The sequence below is a fragment of the Vibrio sp. 10N.261.46.E11 genome, from assembly GCF_041472735.1.
Taxonomy (GTDB): Bacteria; Pseudomonadota; Gammaproteobacteria; order Enterobacterales; family Vibrionaceae; genus Vibrio.
This window is the reverse complement of record NZ_JBFRQW010000084.1, coordinates 1-16,710: the sequence shown is the minus strand read 5'-3', so window position 1 is coordinate 16,710 and position 16,710 is coordinate 1. Positions and strand designations below refer to the sequence as shown.

Below are 16,710 nucleotides of genomic sequence, written 5' to 3'. Positions count from 1 at the left end.
ATTGTTCAGTATTCATTGGTCGCTAAGGTTTTATACCAATCACAGTAAGTAAGTGATCAAACATAGCGTAGGAAAAAAGCTTGAGAACAAGGCAGAATTTTTCGATAAGTAGTTATTCTACAATCAAAAATTCTAACGAAGTTATCGAGGTTTTTAACAAGCTAGGGTGATCAGTTATTTACTAAGATTGGTATAATGTGTATTTTGCTCTTCACACCATTCTTCTATTATTGTATCTCTATAATTCCCATAAGCATTATTCGTTAACGGACTAAAGAGGGCTATATGTCGAAAAATCGAGTTTTAGTGCTATTCGCACACCCTTCTCAACATCGTTCAGAAGCCAACAAACCCTTATTTGAACAAGCCAAGCGTGTTGATGGCGTCACTTGTGTTGATCTTTATGCAGAGTATCCGACATTCAAAATCAACATCGATCGTGAGCAAAAACGCCTGTTGGACCATGACATCATTATTTTTCAGTTCCCCTTATATTGGTACTCCACACCGGCAATTCTCAAAGAGTGGCAAGATCTCGTTCTAGAGTATGGCTTCGCCTATGGAACCGATGGCAACGAGCTACAAGGTAAGAGCTTACTGTGTTGCATCACTGCTGGCGGTAAAAAGGATGCTTACCAAAGCGATGGCTACAACCATTTCACAATTCGAGAGCTACTTCACCCAATTGAACAAACCGCATCCTTATGTGGAATGAACTACATTGCACCTTTTGCGCTTTTTGGTTCTCGTACCGCACTGGAGGAGAATCGTATTCAGCAACATGTTGACAGCTACAGAACACTATTACATGCCTTGGTTCATGGTGATATAAATATGAGAAGGGCTGGAAAGGCAGAAAAATTGAATCACATTGTGGAAGAATTAATGGCTGAGGTTAAATAATGACCGGATACTTTCTACAAGCATTTATCTATTTAGTTGCAGCCGTGATTGCGGTACCTATCGCAAAAAGACTCGGGCTTGGCTCAGTACTCGGTTACTTAATCGCTGGCGTTGTGATTGGTCCCATCATTGGATTAGTTGGTGAAGAAACAACAACCATCCAGCACTTTGCCGAGTTCGGTGTAGTGATGATGCTGTTCTTAGTCGGGCTTGAGCTTGAACCTAAGATGCTATGGGCGATGAGAAACCGATTGATGGGGCTTGGTGGCCTTCAAGTTGGTGGTACGTCCGCTATCGTAATGGGAATTGCACAGTTCTTTGGTCAACCTTGGACGATTGCTTTGACTATCGGTTTGATCTTTGCGCTTTCATCGACAGCCATTGTTCTACAAACGTTCAATGAGAAAGGCCTGTCTAAAACGGAAGGCGGTAAAAACGCTTTCTCGGTGCTTTTGTTCCAAGATATTGCCGTTATTCCAATGCTGGCGTTCATCCCTTTGTTGGCTCTTCCTGAATTGGTTACTTTGTCAGAAAGTGCCGCCCAAACCGCTGCACACCATGATGAACTCAGTTTAGTTGCAGGTTTGCCAAGTTGGGCATACGGCCTTGTTATTACGGCTTCAATTGCGATTGTGGTAGTCGGTGGACATTATCTAAGTCGGCCACTTTTTCGTTTTGTTGCGAGCTCTGGCTTACGCGAGATCTTCACTGCAACTGCACTGATGTTGGTGATTGGTATTGCCGCGCTAATGAGCCTTGTTGGTTTGTCGCCTGCCCTAGGTACTTTCTTAGCAGGTGTGGTACTTGCCAACAGTGAGTTCAGACACGAACTGGAATCTAACATCGATCCGTTTAAAGGGTTATTGCTTGGATTGTTCTTTATCACGGTAGGCGCAGGTATCAACTTTAACGTTTTGTTCAACGATTTTGCCCTCATCATTGGCTTGACTCTTGGCGTGATGGCGCTGAAAGCCATAGTCTTGTTTATACTGGCGCTGATCTTCAGAATCAAAAACAGCGACCGCTGGCTATTTACACTGAGCTTGGCTCAAGCGGGGGAATTTGGTTTTGTACTACTCAGCTTCTCAGCACAGAACCATGTATTACCTGCGGATATTGTTCAAACGCTATCACTGGTTGTTGCCCTCTCTATGTTCTTAACTCCAGGTCTATTCATTCTGTTTGATAAAGTCATTCTGCCCCGTTACGAGCAAAAATCGAACGTTCGAGAAGAAGACAAAATAGAAGAGAAAGGTACTGTCATCATTGCAGGTATCGGCCGATTTGGTCAGATCGTAAACCGCTTGTTGGTATCAAACGATGTCAATACGGTGGTACTGGATCATCAAGCAAACCAAGTGGACTTATTACGCTCCATCAATATCAAATCTTACTTTGGTGATGCTACTCGTCACGACTTATTGCATACCGCAGGCATTGAAGAATCTGCTATGTTGGTGATTGCTATCGACAACCAAGACTCAAGTGTTGAACTAGTAAAATACGTGAAACATACCTATCCAAAAGTTAAGATCCTAGCACGTGCGTTCGACCGTGGTCATAGCTACCGCTTAAAGGAAGCCGGTGCCGATTTTGTGGAATTAGAAACATACCACTCAGCCCTCGAAATGGGATCTGAAGCCTTACGTGCCTTAGGTCATCACCCTTTCTTTGTTGAACAACAAAAGTCGACTTATCAACGTGTTGAAAGTCGTAAATCTGAAAACCTATATCGTGCTTGGTCAGAAGCTCAAGACAACCCTCGTTATGACAACAACTTTAGGCAGATCTTTATTGATCTAGAAGAAGCGATGAAAGAAGACATGAAAAAAGACCGTTCAGACAAACATTCTCGCTCCGAACGAGGTTGGACACCACCGCCAAAAGGTTATGCCGACGGCTTTGAGGAAGAAGAGAGCCCTAAGTAATAACTCACATTATTATTGATATACAACGAAATTGTAAAAATAAAGAGGTTTGAGTGTGCGTGAAAAAATAATGTTAATCATGTCATTGTTGCTGGCAGTATTTCTTGTAGGTTGTAACGAATCAAAAGATTCAAAGGAAACAAAGAAGCCAGTCACTTACCAAGAGATGAAGACTTACATTCTCAATGAGGAACTGACAGAAGAACAATCTGATCTGATTAAATCGACGATTGCCATACAATTTAATGATAAAAAACCTCAATACTTAAACAAACAAGGTCTTGAGTCTTACATTTTGGCAATTGAAAAAAGTGAGGAATGCAAATCGACTTTAGAGCTGTTATTTTCTGCGCTAAAGAAAGTCCCTACCCCAGCAGCCGCCGTGGTTCCATTTTTCAAAGCCTATAAAAATGGTTTAAGCGATTTATCTAAGGGAATCGTTGAAGGCGGGTGCATGAATAATAATGTCCGTTACATGAAAAGTGAAGTTTACCACCTATTAAATAAATAACTTACTGTTTAACTCTAACGACGTTATCAACCATTTTTACAACCTGGCAATACATGTCATTTATTACAACTGGTTGAGTTTACATAAAAAATGCCCCAAATTTCTTTGGGGCATTTCATTTTGGAATTAACTAAGGGTTTCGCTTATTCCCAATCAAGGATCACTTTACCTGACATACCAGAGCGCATCATGTCGAAGCCTTTCTGGAAGTCGTCCACTTTGTAGTGGTGAGTAATGATTGGTGTTAAATCTAGGCCAGATTGAATCAATGAGGCCATCTTGTACCAAGTTTCAAACATCTCACGGCCGTAGATACCTTTGATAACCAAGCCTTTAAAGATTACTTGGTTCCAGTCTACTGCCATGTCTGATGGTGGAATACCTAGCAGAGAGATCTTACCGCCGTGGTTCATGTTAGTCAGCATGCTGTTGAACGCAGATGGGTTACCAGACATTTCTAGGCCTACATCGAAGCCCTCAGTCATGCCGAGATCAGCCATTACGTCTTCAAGCTTCTCTTCCATTACGTTTACTGCGCGAGTTACACCCATTTGACGAGCAAGGTCTAGGCGGTATTCGTTTACGTCAGTGATTACAACGTGACGAGCACCAACGTGCTTAGCAACAGCAGCAGCCATGATACCAATTGGGCCAGCACCAGTGATTAGCACGTCTTCGCCTACTAGGTCGAAAGAAAGCGCTGTGTGCACTGCGTTACCAAACGGGTCAAAGATTGATGCTAGATCATCTGAAATCTCTGCAGGGATCTTAAACGCGTTGAACGCAGGGATCACAAGGTATTCAGAGAATGCACCAGTGCGGTTAACACCAACACCTGTTGTGTTACGACAAAGGTGAGTACGGCCGCCACGACAGTTACGACAGTGACCACATGTGATGTGACCTTCGCCAGATACACGGTCGCCGATTTCAAAACCACGAACTTCTTGGCCGATGCCAACCACTTCACCCACGTATTCGTGACCTACTACCATAGGTACTGGGATTGTGTTTTGTGACCACTCATCCCAGTTGTAGATATGTACGTCTGTACCACAAATTGCAGTTTTCTTAATACGGATTAGAAGATCATTATGACCCATTTCAGGTTTTTCAACCTCGGTCATCCAAATGCCTTCTTCAGGCTTAAGCTTAGAAAGTGCTTTAATTTTCATAATGTTATCCAGTTCATCTCGCCTAACTGTAAGGCGAGAATCAAAAATCTATATGTTCTATTGGGTGTTGTTCTATCTAATCAAAGGATGCAAAAGGCACCCCTTCAAAATTAGATGATAGCCATGTCTTTACCAACTTGGATGAACGCATCGATTGCGCGATCCAGTTGCTCACGTGAGTGTGCAGCTGACATTTGCGTACGGATACGAGCTTGGCCTTTAGGCACAACCGGGAAAGAGAAACCTACAACATAGATGCCTTTCTCTAGTGCACGCTCTGCGAATTCAGCCGCTACTTTTGCATCACCCAGCATGATTGGGATGATTGCGTGATCAGCACCGCCCATAGTGAAGCCCGCTTCTTCCATGCGAGTACGGAAGTGAGCAGAGTTTTCCCATAGTTGAGTACGTAGGTCGCCAGATTCCGCTAGAAGATCTAGAACGCGAATAGACGCAGATACGATTGCTGGTGCAACAGAGTTAGAGAATAGGTATGGACGAGAACGCTGACGTAACCAGTCGATCACTTCTTTCTTACCAGAAGTGTAACCGCCTGAAGCACCACCCATTGCTTTACCAAGCGTACCTGTGATGATGTCGATACGGTCAACAACGTTGTGGAACTCGTGAGTACCTGCGCCGTTTTCGCCCATGAAGCCAACTGCGTGAGAGTCATCAACCATCACTAGTGCGCCGTACTTGTCAGCAAGGTCACAGATAGCAGGAAGGTTAGCGACTACGCCGTCCATTGAGAACACGCCGTCAGTTACGATAAGCGTGTGACGAGCGCCAGCTTCTTTAGCTGCGATAAGTTGCTGCTCTAGCTCTTCCATGTTGTTGTTCGAGTAACGGAAGCGCATTGCTTTACATAGACGAACACCATCAATGATAGATGCGTGGTTTAGAGCATCAGAAATGATTGCGTCTTCTTTGCCTAGAATCGTTTCGAATAGGCCAGCGTTTGCATCAAAGCAAGATGTGTAAAGGATAGTGTCTTCTTTACCAAGGAACGTAGATAGCTTTTGCTCTAGTTCTTTGTGAGAGTCTTGAGTACCACAGATGAAGCGTACTGAAGCCATACCAAAGCCGTGCTGATCCATACCATCTTTAGCTGCTTCGATAAGAGCTGGGTGGTTAGCAAGACCTAAGTAGTTGTTTGCGCAGAAGTTTAGTACTTCTTCACCAGTTGAGATAGAAACCGCTGCTTTTTGAGCAGAAGTGATAATGCGCTCAGACTTGTAAAGACCTTCTTCTTTAACTTCTTCGATTTGAGTTTGAATCTGTTGGTAAAATGCAGAAGACATTGTCTATTCCTTCCTAATTATTATTCAGCAGCATCGCGCGCCGCATTATGTAGGGGATGTAAACGATTTCAATTCGATCATTTACACTGTAAAACTAATGCCTATATTCTAGTTGAACACTCCCTTCTCGATTATCCCTCCAGTTGGAAAAGCATTAATGAATCTAAGGCACAAATAAAATACATTAAGTATGAATACAGTCACAATTCAGTGTTCATCTGATTTGGGAAGAGCTTAGAAACACTACAAGTTTGAGTGATTTCGAATTAAAAAGCTTTCGCCAATGAGTACAAGGATAACAACAAGGTTTGTTTCATTAGCTCTGGACTATTGACTCTCTATCGACGCAGTCTTCTGTATGTTCTGCCAACCAGTACAACCAAATCATCACCAAACATAGGATGAAACAGAGCGCAAATAGCCAGTAGGCGCTGAGTATCTCTATCACCACACCACCAAACAGTGGCGCAATAGCAAATCCAAGAGAGTAAAGTGCAGCCGCACCGAAGTAAGATCCTCTTAGATGTGGCGGTGCCATTCTATCGATTTGTACATTAAGGGTTGGGAAAGCAATCACTTCTCCTAAACTTAATATAAAACAAGCAATTCCCCAGCCTAATGGCCAGTCATTTGGGGTAAAAAGAAAGCCAATTTGCGCGACAGCCATCAAGATCATGCCGATTCGGGTTCTCACAAACAGAGGCACATGCTCTAGCCATTTAAGCATCGGGAACTGGAACACAATAATGGTGAGAGTGTTGACCAAAACCAGCCCAGCGATTAACTGTGCTGCATCTGTTATTGATGAACGCACAATAACCTGAGGAATAGATGACTCTACTTGCGCGTAGACAAACATCATAATGAAGTTCGCAACCATCAACTTAACAAAGATATTGTCTTTACGAATGACACTTAAGGTCGCGGTGAAGTTCGGTAACTGAGAAGGGTCCGGCTTGGTGAAGGTCCCTTTACGCTCGATTCCAAGTAACAACCAAAATCCGTAAACTACATAGGTACCACCAGCCACAAAGAACAGATTTTGAGGGTGCGCGAGAGCTAAAGTAATGCCAATCAATGGCCCAAGAGCACCGCCCAGATTCAACAGAAAGTAACGAATGTTGAGTGCTAGCTCTCGGTCTTTCTGATCATTTAGATTATCCCCAATCACAGCCTTTGCGGGTGCTTCTATCATCGGACGCATCAAACCTGTCATCATAATCAGCACATAGAACTGCCACACCTCACTTGCGAGTGCAATGCCTGAGTACGAGATCGCGGCAATCCAACTACCAAACACCATTACCCACTTGCGACCCAGTTTATCAGACAGATAACCGGAATAGAGTCCAGTACCCGCACCAACAACAGCAGAAGCCGCCAACATAGTGCCGACCTCAATCGCGGATGCACCGTAATCTTCATAAAGAAAGACTATCAGAAAAGGCCATGCCATAAAGTAGCTCGTTCGGGCGAGTAGCGTCCCAGTCAATACCGTCCATATTGAGAAATTGAAGCGTTTTACGCGCTGCTTTTGAAATAAACTTTCTGATCTATCCATAGAATTCCCTTTATTAACCAACTGATTTAATAATTGTTATTCAGCCAGTATATGGATTGAGTTGTATAAGTACAGACCACTCAAGTGATTCTTATAAAAGACAAGATCTCCTGCTTGTTTCACTACACGAAAATGGTGCAAACCATACAAAACACTCCACTTAATATTGAATGGAGTTTGACGTATGATGCTGATTGTCGATTTCTAAAAATATCAGCCAACTGGCCGAGTACCCAACGTTATGATCAACCCAAAACTGATAGCCCTACTTCCAGACCTCGCCTCTTTTATTTTGGTGGTCAATGAGGGCAGTTTTACCGCCGCAGCCAAGCAACTTGGTGTGACGCCCTCAGCCTTGAGTAAGCTCATCACTCGTTTGGAAAAAGCGCTCTCGGTGAAGCTGTTTGAACGTACGACTCGTACTCTAATCATCACACAAGCAGGTCAACTGGTTTACGATCAGAGCGTAGTGATGATTAATGCGGCGCAACAAGCGGTTGAGCTTTCTACCTCTGACCACACAGAGCCAGCTGGTTCTATAACGGTAGCGGCGCCAGAAGCCTTCTTGAACTCCGTGCTACAGCCTTTCGTTGTTCCATTCTTGAATCAGTACCCTGAGATCCAACTTAAGTTAAGAGCCGCCGATGGCGACATCGACATATTGCGCCAAGGCATCGATATTGCGTTTCGCCTTACCGACAAACCTGACGAGAGTTTGGTATTGAAAGAACTCGGAAAAACAAACCTCGTGTTATGTGCGAGCCCCGACTATTTAGATGCCAAAGGAATCCCTCACCACCCTACCGAGCTTTCTGAGCACGACTGCTTATACCTTGCAGAAACAGATAAAGACCACATTTGGGACTTCCTTAAAGATGATGAGTTTTACACAGTACCCGTCAGCGGACGTTACGCTGTGAACCACTCTCAGATGCGATTGAAAGGCGTTAAAGAAGGGCTTGGCGTGGGTATTTTCCATGACTTCGTGATTCAAGATGCATTGGCTGAAGGTTCTGTAGTGCAAGTACTGGAAGATTGGACCATCAAGAGTAATTACCATGGCGCTATCGCGATGCAGTTTGCTCAAACCAAGTACATGCCTGCCCGATTACGTGTATTCATTGATTATGCGATGGAACACTTGGGTGACAAGCTGGCAGGAGAAATAAACTGATGCTGAAAGGAATACACCACGCCGCCATTATTTGCTCAGACTACGAAGTATCTAAACACTTTTATACGGAGGTTTTAAAGCTTGAAGTGATTGCGGAGAATTATCGTGAAGCACGTCAGTCGTATAAGCTCGACTTGGCACTGCCTAATGGCGCTCAAATAGAATTATTCAGCTTCCCTGACGCGCCTGAAAGACCAAGCTTTCCAGAAGCTCAAGGGCTGAGACATTTGGCTTTTTGTGTTGATGACGTTCAACATGCCAAAAGCTATTTGGAAGGACAAGGCATTGAAGTCGAACCGATTCGAGTTGATGAGTATACGGGGAAATCATTTACGTTTTTCGCAGACCCAGACGGCCTGCCGCTAGAGCTTTATCAGATCTAAAGCCTTATCAAATCTAGCGCTGTATCTAGTCTAAAGTCTTCCTCACAAAGGAATCGCCCATCTGATTAATAAAACGGACTTTCTCAAGTCGAGAAAGTCCGTTTACGTGTCAATTAACTCAATGCCGTCTTGAATTTCTCAACGCGTGAAAACAGTAACCAATCCAATAGCATTGCAATCACAATCGTTGCGCCCGCGAGTGGAAACAGAACAGAAATTACCGCTACAGTCACTAAGCCAGTTTTCCATAAGCCTGCATCGCCAAACTTCGGTGGCGTTCCCAACTTTCTTTGGCCTGAAGGTCTGCGCATCCACCACATGATTCCACCAGTCACCGACACCACAATGAATGCCAAACAGAACAACGCATTTAGAAGCTTGTTGATGATGCTGATGTCACCTTGGTGCAGAGAAATACCGACGGCTAAGGTTTTGGCGAATAAATTGTAATCTTGCCACGTCACCTCTCCTAGAATGCGCCCTGAATATTGGTCGAGGTGAGTCGTGCGATCTTGGGTTGGGTCGATAATGTCACCGCCCATGGTATTGGCAGCCACGGTGTAAACGCCCGTTTCTGATCGCGGGAAATTGACTTTATATTGCGTAAAACCAAGAGATTGAGCTTTTGCTATCACATCATCAATCGAGAAATTACTCGCAGATAAAACATGCTGAGAATGATCCTCGCCCATCTTAGAATGATCATGAGCTTCAGATGCTTCTTCTACTTGGTGGACGTGTTCTGCTGGCTTATCTTGAGACAAAGGCAGTGGAGTTTGCTCTAGGTTCCAAGGCATTTCCTCTTCAGACCCGTGATTTAAAGAAGCATGCGTTTCATTAGACAGCGGAATGTCATCCCACATTTGAGCAGGAAAAGTACTCCATGCTTGCACTAGCTTACCGCCCCAAAAACCTGTCCATGATAATCCTGATAGAATAAATAACAGAAGAATGAATGACAGTGTTCCACCGATGTTCGCATGCAGATCACGCATTAAAACACGCGTTCCTGAACCAAATCGAAGCTTAAGAAAACCAGCGCGACTCGCGTTATCTCTCGGTAGCCATAAGTAAATACCACTGATGAGTAACAGAATAGACAAGCTTATTGCGACTTCAATGAGGTAATCACCCCAATCACCAATCAACAAAGTGCCGTGAATGTCATTCGCCAGCTGGTACAGGCTATCGCTGCGCGGGATTTCTCCTACCACTTCGCCAGTATATTGATTCACCGTGACGAAAACGGAAGTGCCATCTTCAAGTGATACAGAAAATCGGTTCGCAAGATCAGGGACTTTGCTCGGTACAAACTGTGTCACCGTACCTTGTGGGTATTGATGTTGTACGGCAGCTAATTGTTGTGACACCTTGATCGGTTCGCCCGATACCACAACTTCAATCGCGTCTTGATGGAAAGCAAGTTCGATTTCATCGTCAAACAGCATCACCAAACCAGTAATACTCAACATCAACAGAAATGGGATAACGAATAGCCCGGCATAGAAGTGCCAGCGCCAAGTGAGGAAGTAGAGAGTTTTATTGCGGTCTTTTCTTTTTATATTGGTTTCCGAACCAGTTGTTGCACTGCTTGTAGACTGCGAAGTCGCTTGTGCTTTCGCAGAGCTTTGAGATTCATTTCTCAACATTATTATTTCCTTTGACACACGCAAACATACCTTCTGAAAAATCAGAAAGTAATCTGAGCATGTTTAACTTTACTTAATACTTTATTTTCTAATTATTTTAGTGGGTTAGGTTTAAGCAACATCAAAGGGAGGGCCACGCGGGGCTTGTCTCGTATAGCGTTCGCTTAGAGCCAAAAAAGCGTAGCTGTCTGAGACAATAGAACTCAGTCGAGTTGTCAGTAGTGTAGTTGGAAGTTCGTCTTGGTGGAACGTGGAAAAATGGCTAAAGGGACACGGCTTTCCTTTATGAGTATTGGGTTCACCTTCTTCAATTTGAACCAGTTCAAAGCCATTGACCGTACATAACGACGCCCATACTCCCGCACTATTACCATGAGCATTGATAACAGGCATTAATGTCACTAGCGCCCAGCTTAATGCTGTTGCAAGTAACATGGAGAAGTTGAACGAGGTTCGGCGCATTATTCCAAATCTTTATAAATTTCCCTTATTATGAGGCACTTGCTATATAGGTAAACGTAAAGATTAACATCAGGTTAAAAAATTGAAGCTAACGCACACTCTATTTGGTTAAAAACTGGTTACAACAGAAGCGCTAATAAAATATTACGCTCCTCAGTGCATCAAACTGATTAGAAAAAAGACAATAAAAAAACGCCGCTTATATTTTCCTGAAAAAAGAAATATAAGCGGCGTTTTAGAAGTTGAACTTTGTTATCTGGTCACTCTAGTGAACAAGCGAATTAACCGAAGATCTTGCTCCAGATGCTTGGGTTACGCTTCTCGTGGTACTCTTCACGAAGGCCATCAATAGTGCGCAATTCTTGCTGTGCCGCTTCAAAGTCACCTTGGTCTAGCTTCTGTTCAATGCTATCCAATGATGCACTGATTTTTTTGAAGCCTTCCATGAAGTTGTCTTCTTTTTCTACTGGGTAAACACCCGTTTTCAGCTCTGCCACTAGCGTATCTAAACGAACGATAGGTTTTTGCATCTCTTCGATGTTTTGAGCTTCTGCCGCTTGTTTAAACGCAAGCTTCATTTCTTGCATGTTTTTCTTAAGGTCAACGTTAGCAAATGCGTTGCCAGACAATACTGAAGCAGCGATTAAACCAGATAAAAGGATTGAGCGAGTTTTCATTGTTTCTCCAGGTGAAGCGATGTCTTTGAAGATAGCGCCATCATTATTGTGGCACTTCGACTTTATTATTTTCGGCTAGTGTATACAAAAATCCGTCGGGCACAAAAATTGATTGTGTCGAAATGCAAACTAGCTAGCTAATTACTGACAAGTACCGGACAAACCATCACTCAAATACCGAAAACTCGGCAATCGATTGACGACCACGTAATACCAAAAAGGCTAGGAATTGCTGTGGTGAATGGGTAATCACTTTACTCGAATCCACGCCCACCTCACCAAGTAGTGAAGACACGAGATCCAACCCACCCACATCTATGCAGAAATGCGCATCGCTACCTGTCGTAATAAACGCACCTTTCGCTTTAGCAATTCTTGCGATCTCGTAACAACGATCAACACTGCCAACGCGGCTATTGCCTTTAAGCGTGGTGTTATTAATTTCGATTGCTACGTTATGTTCCGCCGCACATTGAATCACAACTTCAAAATCGAAATCAAAATTTGGGTTGCCTAAATGACCAAGTGCATCAACACGACCGCCTTTAATCACATTCAACAATGCTTCTGTATGAGTAGCAACATCCGACGGGCGAAAAACGGGCTCGTGGAAGCTGGCAATCACCCAATCTAGATTCTTATCCACACTCGGATGAATGTCGATTTCACCCTGTGTGTTCATGATGTTTGACTCGACACCTCGAATAATAGCGACATCTTCAATAAAACGAGGGAGCACACGTTGGTTACTGAAGAACCAATAGTGTGGCGCGCCCGGCATAGACTCGGAATGGTCAGTAGTACAAAACATGGCTAAACCATTTTGCTTTGCCGACTTGGCGTTTTCGATCAATGTGCTGTAAGCATGACCACTTGCGTATGTGTGGGTGTGAGTATCTACTTTGAGTTCCATGAATTAATGCCCTCTTCGCTCGGTCAAAAAACGTGCTTCAGAAAATGAGTGCTTAATAGCAACAATTCGACCAGTTTATCAGCTGAAAGTGACAATTAGCACCAAAACGTGAGGCTTTATTATGACTTCGTTTACCCTGCACACGAATAAGTAGGCAGCTAGAAGCTGAACGGGAAAAGAGTACATACGTTCGCTCGTCTAAAAGATCAATGTTCAGCTTTTCACAGCGGAATCCAACGGGGCACCATTCGCTACCGTCATTGCAGCTTGCGGAGTCTTCTTAGACTTCGCTCTGCTGTGTTTTTTAGCCAATAGAGTATTGGTTATGCTCGCCACGACGATCAAATTGATGCCGATTAACTGCTGAGTTGAAAACACATCATCAAAGAACAAGCTCTGCCATAACGCACTGAACAGCATGTTAGTGAAAATTAGGGGAGCCAACTGAGAACCGCTGTCTGCAAGCTTATAAGCCTTGGAGCGGAAAATTTGAGTATTGATGGTAAACAGTGCAAGACCGAGTGCTCCGAGAGCAATCCAGCGTAAATCGTCAAAAGACAATAACGCTGACAAGGTTCCTTCCTCTCCACTTTCAAGCACTTCTGGAGCCGCAGAGACTGAAGCAAACACAACCATTGGTATCACAATGATTGCCGCGACCAAGAACGTCCACGCGTTAAGCTCTGCGGGTGTTAGGCTCGTCTTCGAGGCTCGGTACAAGATCACCTGTGAGCCCGAGTTAAACATCCCCGCCAATAATCCCAACAACAGTGCAGGTCTAAAGAACTCAGAGCCAAACTCAAACTGTGACCAGTCCCCTGCCATCATCACGACACCAACAAAAGTAATCGCTAAACAAGCGATGGTCGTTGTATGAATCTTAGTTCCAAACATTAATTTTTCTAACAAAGGAATGAACAGAGGGCCAGTGCTGAACAACACCACACCTTCAACGAGTGTTAGGGTCTGTAGAGACGTTAGGAAACACCACTGGCATGCCACCATAAAAATCGCACGCATCACTAAAGGTTTCCACATATCGAGTGAAGGTTTCGTGATTTTGTAAAACATCAAAAATAAGAATAAAAACAGACTGGGTAACAAAAAACGCACGAAACTCAAAAATGAAACGGGCATTGATACCGATAGATACTTGGCCATTAAGCCACTTAAAGACAAACTGAACGTCGACAACAACATGAAAACCGTCGCCTTGGTAATATCAGACATAATTATCACCTCCTATGACAGTTATTTTAGAGGCGTGACGTGATGAAAAATAGCGAGTAATATTAACCACAACTGTAAGGAAAACTTACCAATGAAGAAGCTCGTTCCACTTAAATCCGTTTATGCTTTCATTGCTGTAGCCGAAACAGGCAGCATGACCGAAGCCGCTCGCGTGTTGTACGTCAGTCATTCAGCAGTAAGCCAAGCGATAAAATCATTAGAGCAACTGGTCAATAAGCCGCTGTTCCAACGTGTGGGTCGTCGTGTTGTTCTCAATGCCGCAGGTAAGCGATATTATCGAAAAGTCGCACCCGCACTGGAACAAGTAATAGAAGCTACAGAAGAACTCGCCAAAACGCCTAACGATCACCGCATCACCCTCAACATGGTGAACTCACTCGCCATGCACTGGTGGATCCCGCGAGTCTCGGAATTCCAAAGCTTTGCTCCCTCTCTTGATATTCGCATATCTACGCTAACGGGCACTTTCGACATAGAGCAGGAAGGTGTGGACATCGCGCTGGTGCACGGCAAACCGAGCGAGTGGGACCGGTATTACAGCGAAAAGCTTGGTGACGATGATCTGGTATTGGTGTGCAGCCCGGCACTATTGAAAAACCAAATGGGATTAAGCGTTGAACAACTGGTGAAACAAAACCCAACCATTGGTGTCTTCAATCCAAGAAGACAGCATGACTGGAAGGTGTGGTGCGATCATTACCAAATACCCATGCCGACATTCCACAGTAACTTGACGTTCGACGTTTCGATTCAAGCTGTGCAAGCTGCCATTCGTTCGCTTGGTGTATTAGTCACTCACCGCTTGTTTGTAAAAGATGACATCAGCCATGGCATGTTGGTCGAAATTAGTGAGCCAGTGGCTAACCCCCATCAAGATTTCTATTTCGTTTGTCCAAAAAACAAATTAAAACAAGAAAGTGTGCTAAAACTGAGAACATGGTTAAGACATGAGTTCACACGCTCAGAGACGGCACTGAACGATAACATTCATGAACACGACCAAACTATCAATCAATAAGCGAGTAACAACTCAGCAAGCTTACAAGAGGCCATTATGATTATTACCACCACTCAATCTGTTGAAGGCAAACGCATTGTCGATTACAAAGGAGTTATTGCCGGAGAAGCTATTCTAGGGGTTAACGTATTCAAGGATATGTTTTCAGGTATTCGCGACTTTGTCGGTGGACGTTCTGGAACCTATGAAAAGGAACTGGAGAAAGCACGTAACTACGCATTCAAAGAGCTAGAGCAGAAAGCGATTGAAGCGGGTGCAAACGCAGTGGTTGGTGTCGATATCGATTATGAAGTCTTAGGAACAGGTAATGGCATGTTGATGGTATCAGCCAGCGGCACAGCGGTGGTTGTCGCTTAACCGAACCTGAAATTACGTGATTCAATAAACGCTTATTCCAACCTTCGGTTTGTTTATCACCTGAAGGTTGGAATAACGATAAGCCGTGGCTGAAGTTAATTTAACTCGTTCTGCCTTCTTGCTCAGAGATGATGTCATCAAAAGAGGCAATTCGAGTAAGGAACGCCCCCTTGTCTTTCGGTAATATAGAGCTTGCCAAAGGCAGGTCAGCCTTCATCGCGTCGACCGCCCTTCCACGTACCAACACTTCAAAATGTAAGTGAGGCCCTGTTAAACGCCCTGTTGCACCCGACAACGCAATTTCCTGACCACGCTTAACCTGTTGCCCTTTCTTCACCAAAAAGCGACTCAAATGCAGATAACGAGTTTTGTAAACACTGTTATGTTCAATCACTATGTATTTCCCTGCGTATGGATGGTCACGAAGTGCCACAACCCTACCGTCTCCCGTTGAATAAACGGGTGAACCCACAGGTGTTGCGAAATCAGTGCCATTATGCGGCGATACACGTCCAGTCACAGGATGCTTTCGGAATGGGTTGAATGATGAAGTGATTCTTCGGAATTGTTTGTCTATTGGGTATCGATTGAAAGCTTGTTCAAGGCTATTTCCTTCTCGGTCATAGAAACGTCCATCCGCAGCAAGAAAAGCCGCCACTTCCCTATTTCGTAGCTTGATAGAAACCCCTTGCACTTCAGTCTTACCCGTTAAGTGATCTTCCGTGTATTGCTCTTTAACCAAAACATTAAAGCTGTCGCCAGCTCTGAGATCTTTGGAGAAGTTAATTTTATCTTTCAGCGTTCGAGTGATATTGGCTATCTGGGCACTGGTCAAACCCGCTCGATGAGCCGACATCGAAAAGCTTCCTGTCACCGCACCTGCGTACAGTTTTTCTTTCCATTCCCCAGAAGTTTCTATGAATTGATAACTGAACGTGCCGTCATCATTTTTTGTATAAACAGCCTGTTCAACCAAGCTTTCGTGGAAGATCAATTCAACGAGCTGCTTCGTTTCACTGTCTAAAAGCAGTTCTAGGTGATCACCTGGTTTGATGGTGTCTAATTTTAACGACTCAAGATCCGCTTCCAACACCTTCTGAACGGTTCCATAAGGCAGTTGCCATGATGAAAATACGTTACTAAGCGTATCGCCAACCTTTACGAAGTAATGAATTTTAACCAGTGAACTTGGCTTAACGTGTGGTTCAGCGCTTTCCTCATCAGAAATCTGAGAGTTTTGATAAGGTGTTATTTGAATTGAGATATCTTTTGCAGGCTCAGGTTGAAAAGAGAGCAAAGCGGCAAGTGAAAATGCGCTAATAGCAGTAACAATCAGGCCAGTGCGGAGGAACTTCATAAAAATACTTAACGGTTATCACAATGAACTCTTCAGATGTTATAACATAACAATTGGTTCAATAAAATAAGGTTCATCGCGGCTTTC

At 43.9% G+C, this 16,710-nt stretch carries 16 protein-coding genes; 7 read left to right on the top strand and 9 right to left on the bottom strand.

Features of this window, described 5'->3' with window-relative positions; genetic code table 11:
* Positions 1-285 precede the first annotated feature (285 nt).
* The 3 genes from AB4407_RS20390 to AB4407_RS20380 are packed head-to-tail and all read left to right on the top strand — an operon-like array spanning position 286 to position 3,342.
* The gene (locus AB4407_RS20390; protein WP_372121788.1) at positions 286-903 is read left to right on the top strand and encodes an NAD(P)H-dependent oxidoreductase; all 618 of its coding nucleotides are present in this window, start codon (positions 286-288) and stop codon (positions 901-903) included.
* Positions 903-2,831 carry a monovalent cation:proton antiporter-2 (CPA2) family protein gene (locus tag AB4407_RS20385; protein ID WP_372121787.1) on the top strand — a complete coding sequence of 643 codons (1,929 nt, stop codon included), beginning with the start codon at positions 903-905 and terminating at the stop codon, positions 2,829-2,831. Before AB4407_RS20390 ends, AB4407_RS20385 begins: the two co-directional genes overlap by 1 nt.
* A 55-nt stretch (positions 2,832-2,886) precedes the next feature.
* The gene (locus tag AB4407_RS20380; protein ID WP_372121786.1) at positions 2,887-3,342 is read left to right on the top strand and encodes a hypothetical protein; all 456 of its coding nucleotides are present in this window, start codon (positions 2,887-2,889) and stop codon (positions 3,340-3,342) included.
* Between the two features lie 143 nt (positions 3,343-3,485).
* Here AB4407_RS20380 and tdh read toward each other — a convergent pair whose 3' ends face one another.
* From tdh to AB4407_RS20365, 3 genes are all read right to left on the bottom strand, one after another.
* The gene (tdh, locus tag AB4407_RS20375) at positions 3,486-4,517 is read right to left on the bottom strand and encodes an L-threonine 3-dehydrogenase (protein WP_372121785.1); all 1,032 of its coding nucleotides are present in this window, start codon (positions 4,515-4,517) and stop codon (positions 3,486-3,488) included.
* A 110-nt stretch (positions 4,518-4,627) separates the two neighbouring features.
* Complete coding sequence (locus tag AB4407_RS20370; protein ID WP_231904364.1) at positions 4,628-5,821, bottom strand: glycine C-acetyltransferase; 1,194 nt, start codon at positions 5,819-5,821, stop codon at positions 4,628-4,630.
* Between the two features lie 316 nt (positions 5,822-6,137).
* Positions 6,138-7,382 (bottom strand): MFS transporter, encoded by a 1,245-nt coding sequence (locus AB4407_RS20365; RefSeq protein ID WP_304570484.1) that lies wholly within the window; start codon positions 7,380-7,382, stop codon positions 6,138-6,140.
* Between the two features lie 241 nt (positions 7,383-7,623).
* Between AB4407_RS20365 and AB4407_RS20360 the strand changes: the two genes are divergently transcribed.
* Together AB4407_RS20360 and AB4407_RS20355 are read left to right on the top strand one after the other, a co-directional pair.
* A complete protein-coding gene (locus AB4407_RS20360) occupies positions 7,624-8,556 on the top strand; it encodes a LysR family transcriptional regulator (protein WP_004730200.1) in 933 nt (310 codons plus the stop codon).
* On the top strand, positions 8,556-8,939 hold the full coding sequence (locus AB4407_RS20355) for a VOC family protein (protein ID WP_372121784.1): 384 nt from the start codon (positions 8,556-8,558) through the stop codon (positions 8,937-8,939). The genes AB4407_RS20360 and AB4407_RS20355 overlap by 1 nt, the downstream gene beginning before the upstream one ends.
* 113 nt (positions 8,940-9,052) lie before the next feature.
* On the opposite strand, the gene AB4407_RS20350 is transcribed toward AB4407_RS20355, so the two are convergent.
* The 5 genes from AB4407_RS20350 to AB4407_RS20330 form a co-directional block, all read right to left on the bottom strand.
* Positions 9,053-10,588 carry a PepSY-associated TM helix domain-containing protein gene (locus AB4407_RS20350; protein ID WP_372121783.1) on the bottom strand — a complete coding sequence of 512 codons (1,536 nt, stop codon included), beginning with the start codon at positions 10,586-10,588 and terminating at the stop codon, positions 9,053-9,055.
* 111 nt (positions 10,589-10,699) lie between these two features.
* Positions 10,700-11,050 carry a hypothetical protein gene (locus tag AB4407_RS20345; protein WP_102545064.1) on the bottom strand — a complete coding sequence of 117 codons (351 nt, stop codon included), beginning with the start codon at positions 11,048-11,050 and terminating at the stop codon, positions 10,700-10,702.
* 281 nt (positions 11,051-11,331) lie between these two features.
* Positions 11,332-11,727, bottom strand: coding sequence for a cytochrome b562 (locus AB4407_RS20340; protein WP_372121782.1), 396 nt, complete (start codon positions 11,725-11,727; stop codon positions 11,332-11,334).
* A gap of 166 nt (positions 11,728-11,893) precedes the next feature.
* Positions 11,894-12,640, bottom strand: coding sequence for a phosphatase (locus AB4407_RS20335; RefSeq protein WP_009845603.1), 747 nt, complete (start codon positions 12,638-12,640; stop codon positions 11,894-11,896).
* A 213-nt stretch (positions 12,641-12,853) separates the two neighbouring features.
* Complete coding sequence (locus tag AB4407_RS20330) at positions 12,854-13,870, bottom strand: DMT family transporter (protein ID WP_372121781.1); 1,017 nt, start codon at positions 13,868-13,870, stop codon at positions 12,854-12,856.
* Between the two features lie 91 nt (positions 13,871-13,961).
* On the opposite strand from AB4407_RS20330, the gene AB4407_RS20325 reads away from it, so the two are divergent.
* Both AB4407_RS20325 and AB4407_RS20320 read left to right on the top strand, forming a co-directional pair.
* Positions 13,962-14,909, top strand: a complete 948-nt coding sequence (locus tag AB4407_RS20325) for a LysR substrate-binding domain-containing protein (RefSeq protein WP_372121780.1) — start codon at positions 13,962-13,964, stop codon at positions 14,907-14,909.
* A 36-nt stretch (positions 14,910-14,945) separates the two neighbouring features.
* Positions 14,946-15,266, top strand: coding sequence for a heavy metal-binding domain-containing protein (locus tag AB4407_RS20320; protein ID WP_004730185.1), 321 nt, complete (start codon positions 14,946-14,948; stop codon positions 15,264-15,266).
* 100 nt (positions 15,267-15,366) lie between these two features.
* Here the strand turns inward: AB4407_RS20320 and AB4407_RS20315 are convergent, their stop codons facing one another.
* On the bottom strand, positions 15,367-16,623 hold the full coding sequence (locus tag AB4407_RS20315) for a peptidoglycan DD-metalloendopeptidase family protein (RefSeq protein WP_372121779.1): 1,257 nt from the start codon (positions 16,621-16,623) through the stop codon (positions 15,367-15,369).
* Between the last annotated feature and the right edge of the window lie 87 nt (positions 16,624-16,710).

Excerpts from the sequence above, each read along its gene's own strand:
- AB4407_RS20390 (WP_372121788.1), top strand. The coding sequence starts at position 286 with ATGTCGAAAAATCGAGTTTTAGTGCTATTCGCACACCCTTCTCAACAT.
- AB4407_RS20385 (WP_372121787.1), top strand. The coding sequence starts at position 903 with ATGACCGGATACTTTCTACAAGCATTTATCTATTTAGTTGCAGCCGTG.
- tdh (WP_372121785.1), bottom strand. The coding sequence starts at position 4,517 with ATGAAAATTAAAGCACTTTCTAAGCTTAAGCCTGAAGAAGGCATTTGG.
- AB4407_RS20370 (WP_231904364.1), bottom strand. The coding sequence starts at position 5,821 with ATGTCTTCTGCATTTTACCAACAGATTCAAACTCAAATCGAAGAAGTT.
- AB4407_RS20365 (WP_304570484.1), bottom strand. The coding sequence starts at position 7,382 with ATGGATAGATCAGAAAGTTTATTTCAAAAGCAGCGCGTAAAACGCTTC.
- AB4407_RS20360 (WP_004730200.1), top strand. The coding sequence starts at position 7,624 with ATGATCAACCCAAAACTGATAGCCCTACTTCCAGACCTCGCCTCTTTT.
- AB4407_RS20355 (WP_372121784.1), top strand. The coding sequence starts at position 8,556 with ATGCTGAAAGGAATACACCACGCCGCCATTATTTGCTCAGACTACGAA.
- AB4407_RS20350 (WP_372121783.1), bottom strand. The coding sequence starts at position 10,588 with ATGTTGAGAAATGAATCTCAAAGCTCTGCGAAAGCACAAGCGACTTCG.
- AB4407_RS20345 (WP_102545064.1), bottom strand. The coding sequence starts at position 11,050 with ATGCGCCGAACCTCGTTCAACTTCTCCATGTTACTTGCAACAGCATTA.
- AB4407_RS20340 (WP_372121782.1), bottom strand. The coding sequence starts at position 11,727 with ATGAAAACTCGCTCAATCCTTTTATCTGGTTTAATCGCTGCTTCAGTA.
- AB4407_RS20335 (WP_009845603.1), bottom strand. The coding sequence starts at position 12,640 with ATGGAACTCAAAGTAGATACTCACACCCACACATACGCAAGTGGTCAT.
- AB4407_RS20330 (WP_372121781.1), bottom strand. The coding sequence starts at position 13,870 with ATGTCTGATATTACCAAGGCGACGGTTTTCATGTTGTTGTCGACGTTC.
- AB4407_RS20325 (WP_372121780.1), top strand. The coding sequence starts at position 13,962 with ATGAAGAAGCTCGTTCCACTTAAATCCGTTTATGCTTTCATTGCTGTA.
- AB4407_RS20320 (WP_004730185.1), top strand. The coding sequence starts at position 14,946 with ATGATTATTACCACCACTCAATCTGTTGAAGGCAAACGCATTGTCGAT.
- AB4407_RS20315 (WP_372121779.1), bottom strand. The coding sequence starts at position 16,623 with ATGAAGTTCCTCCGCACTGGCCTGATTGTTACTGCTATTAGCGCATTT.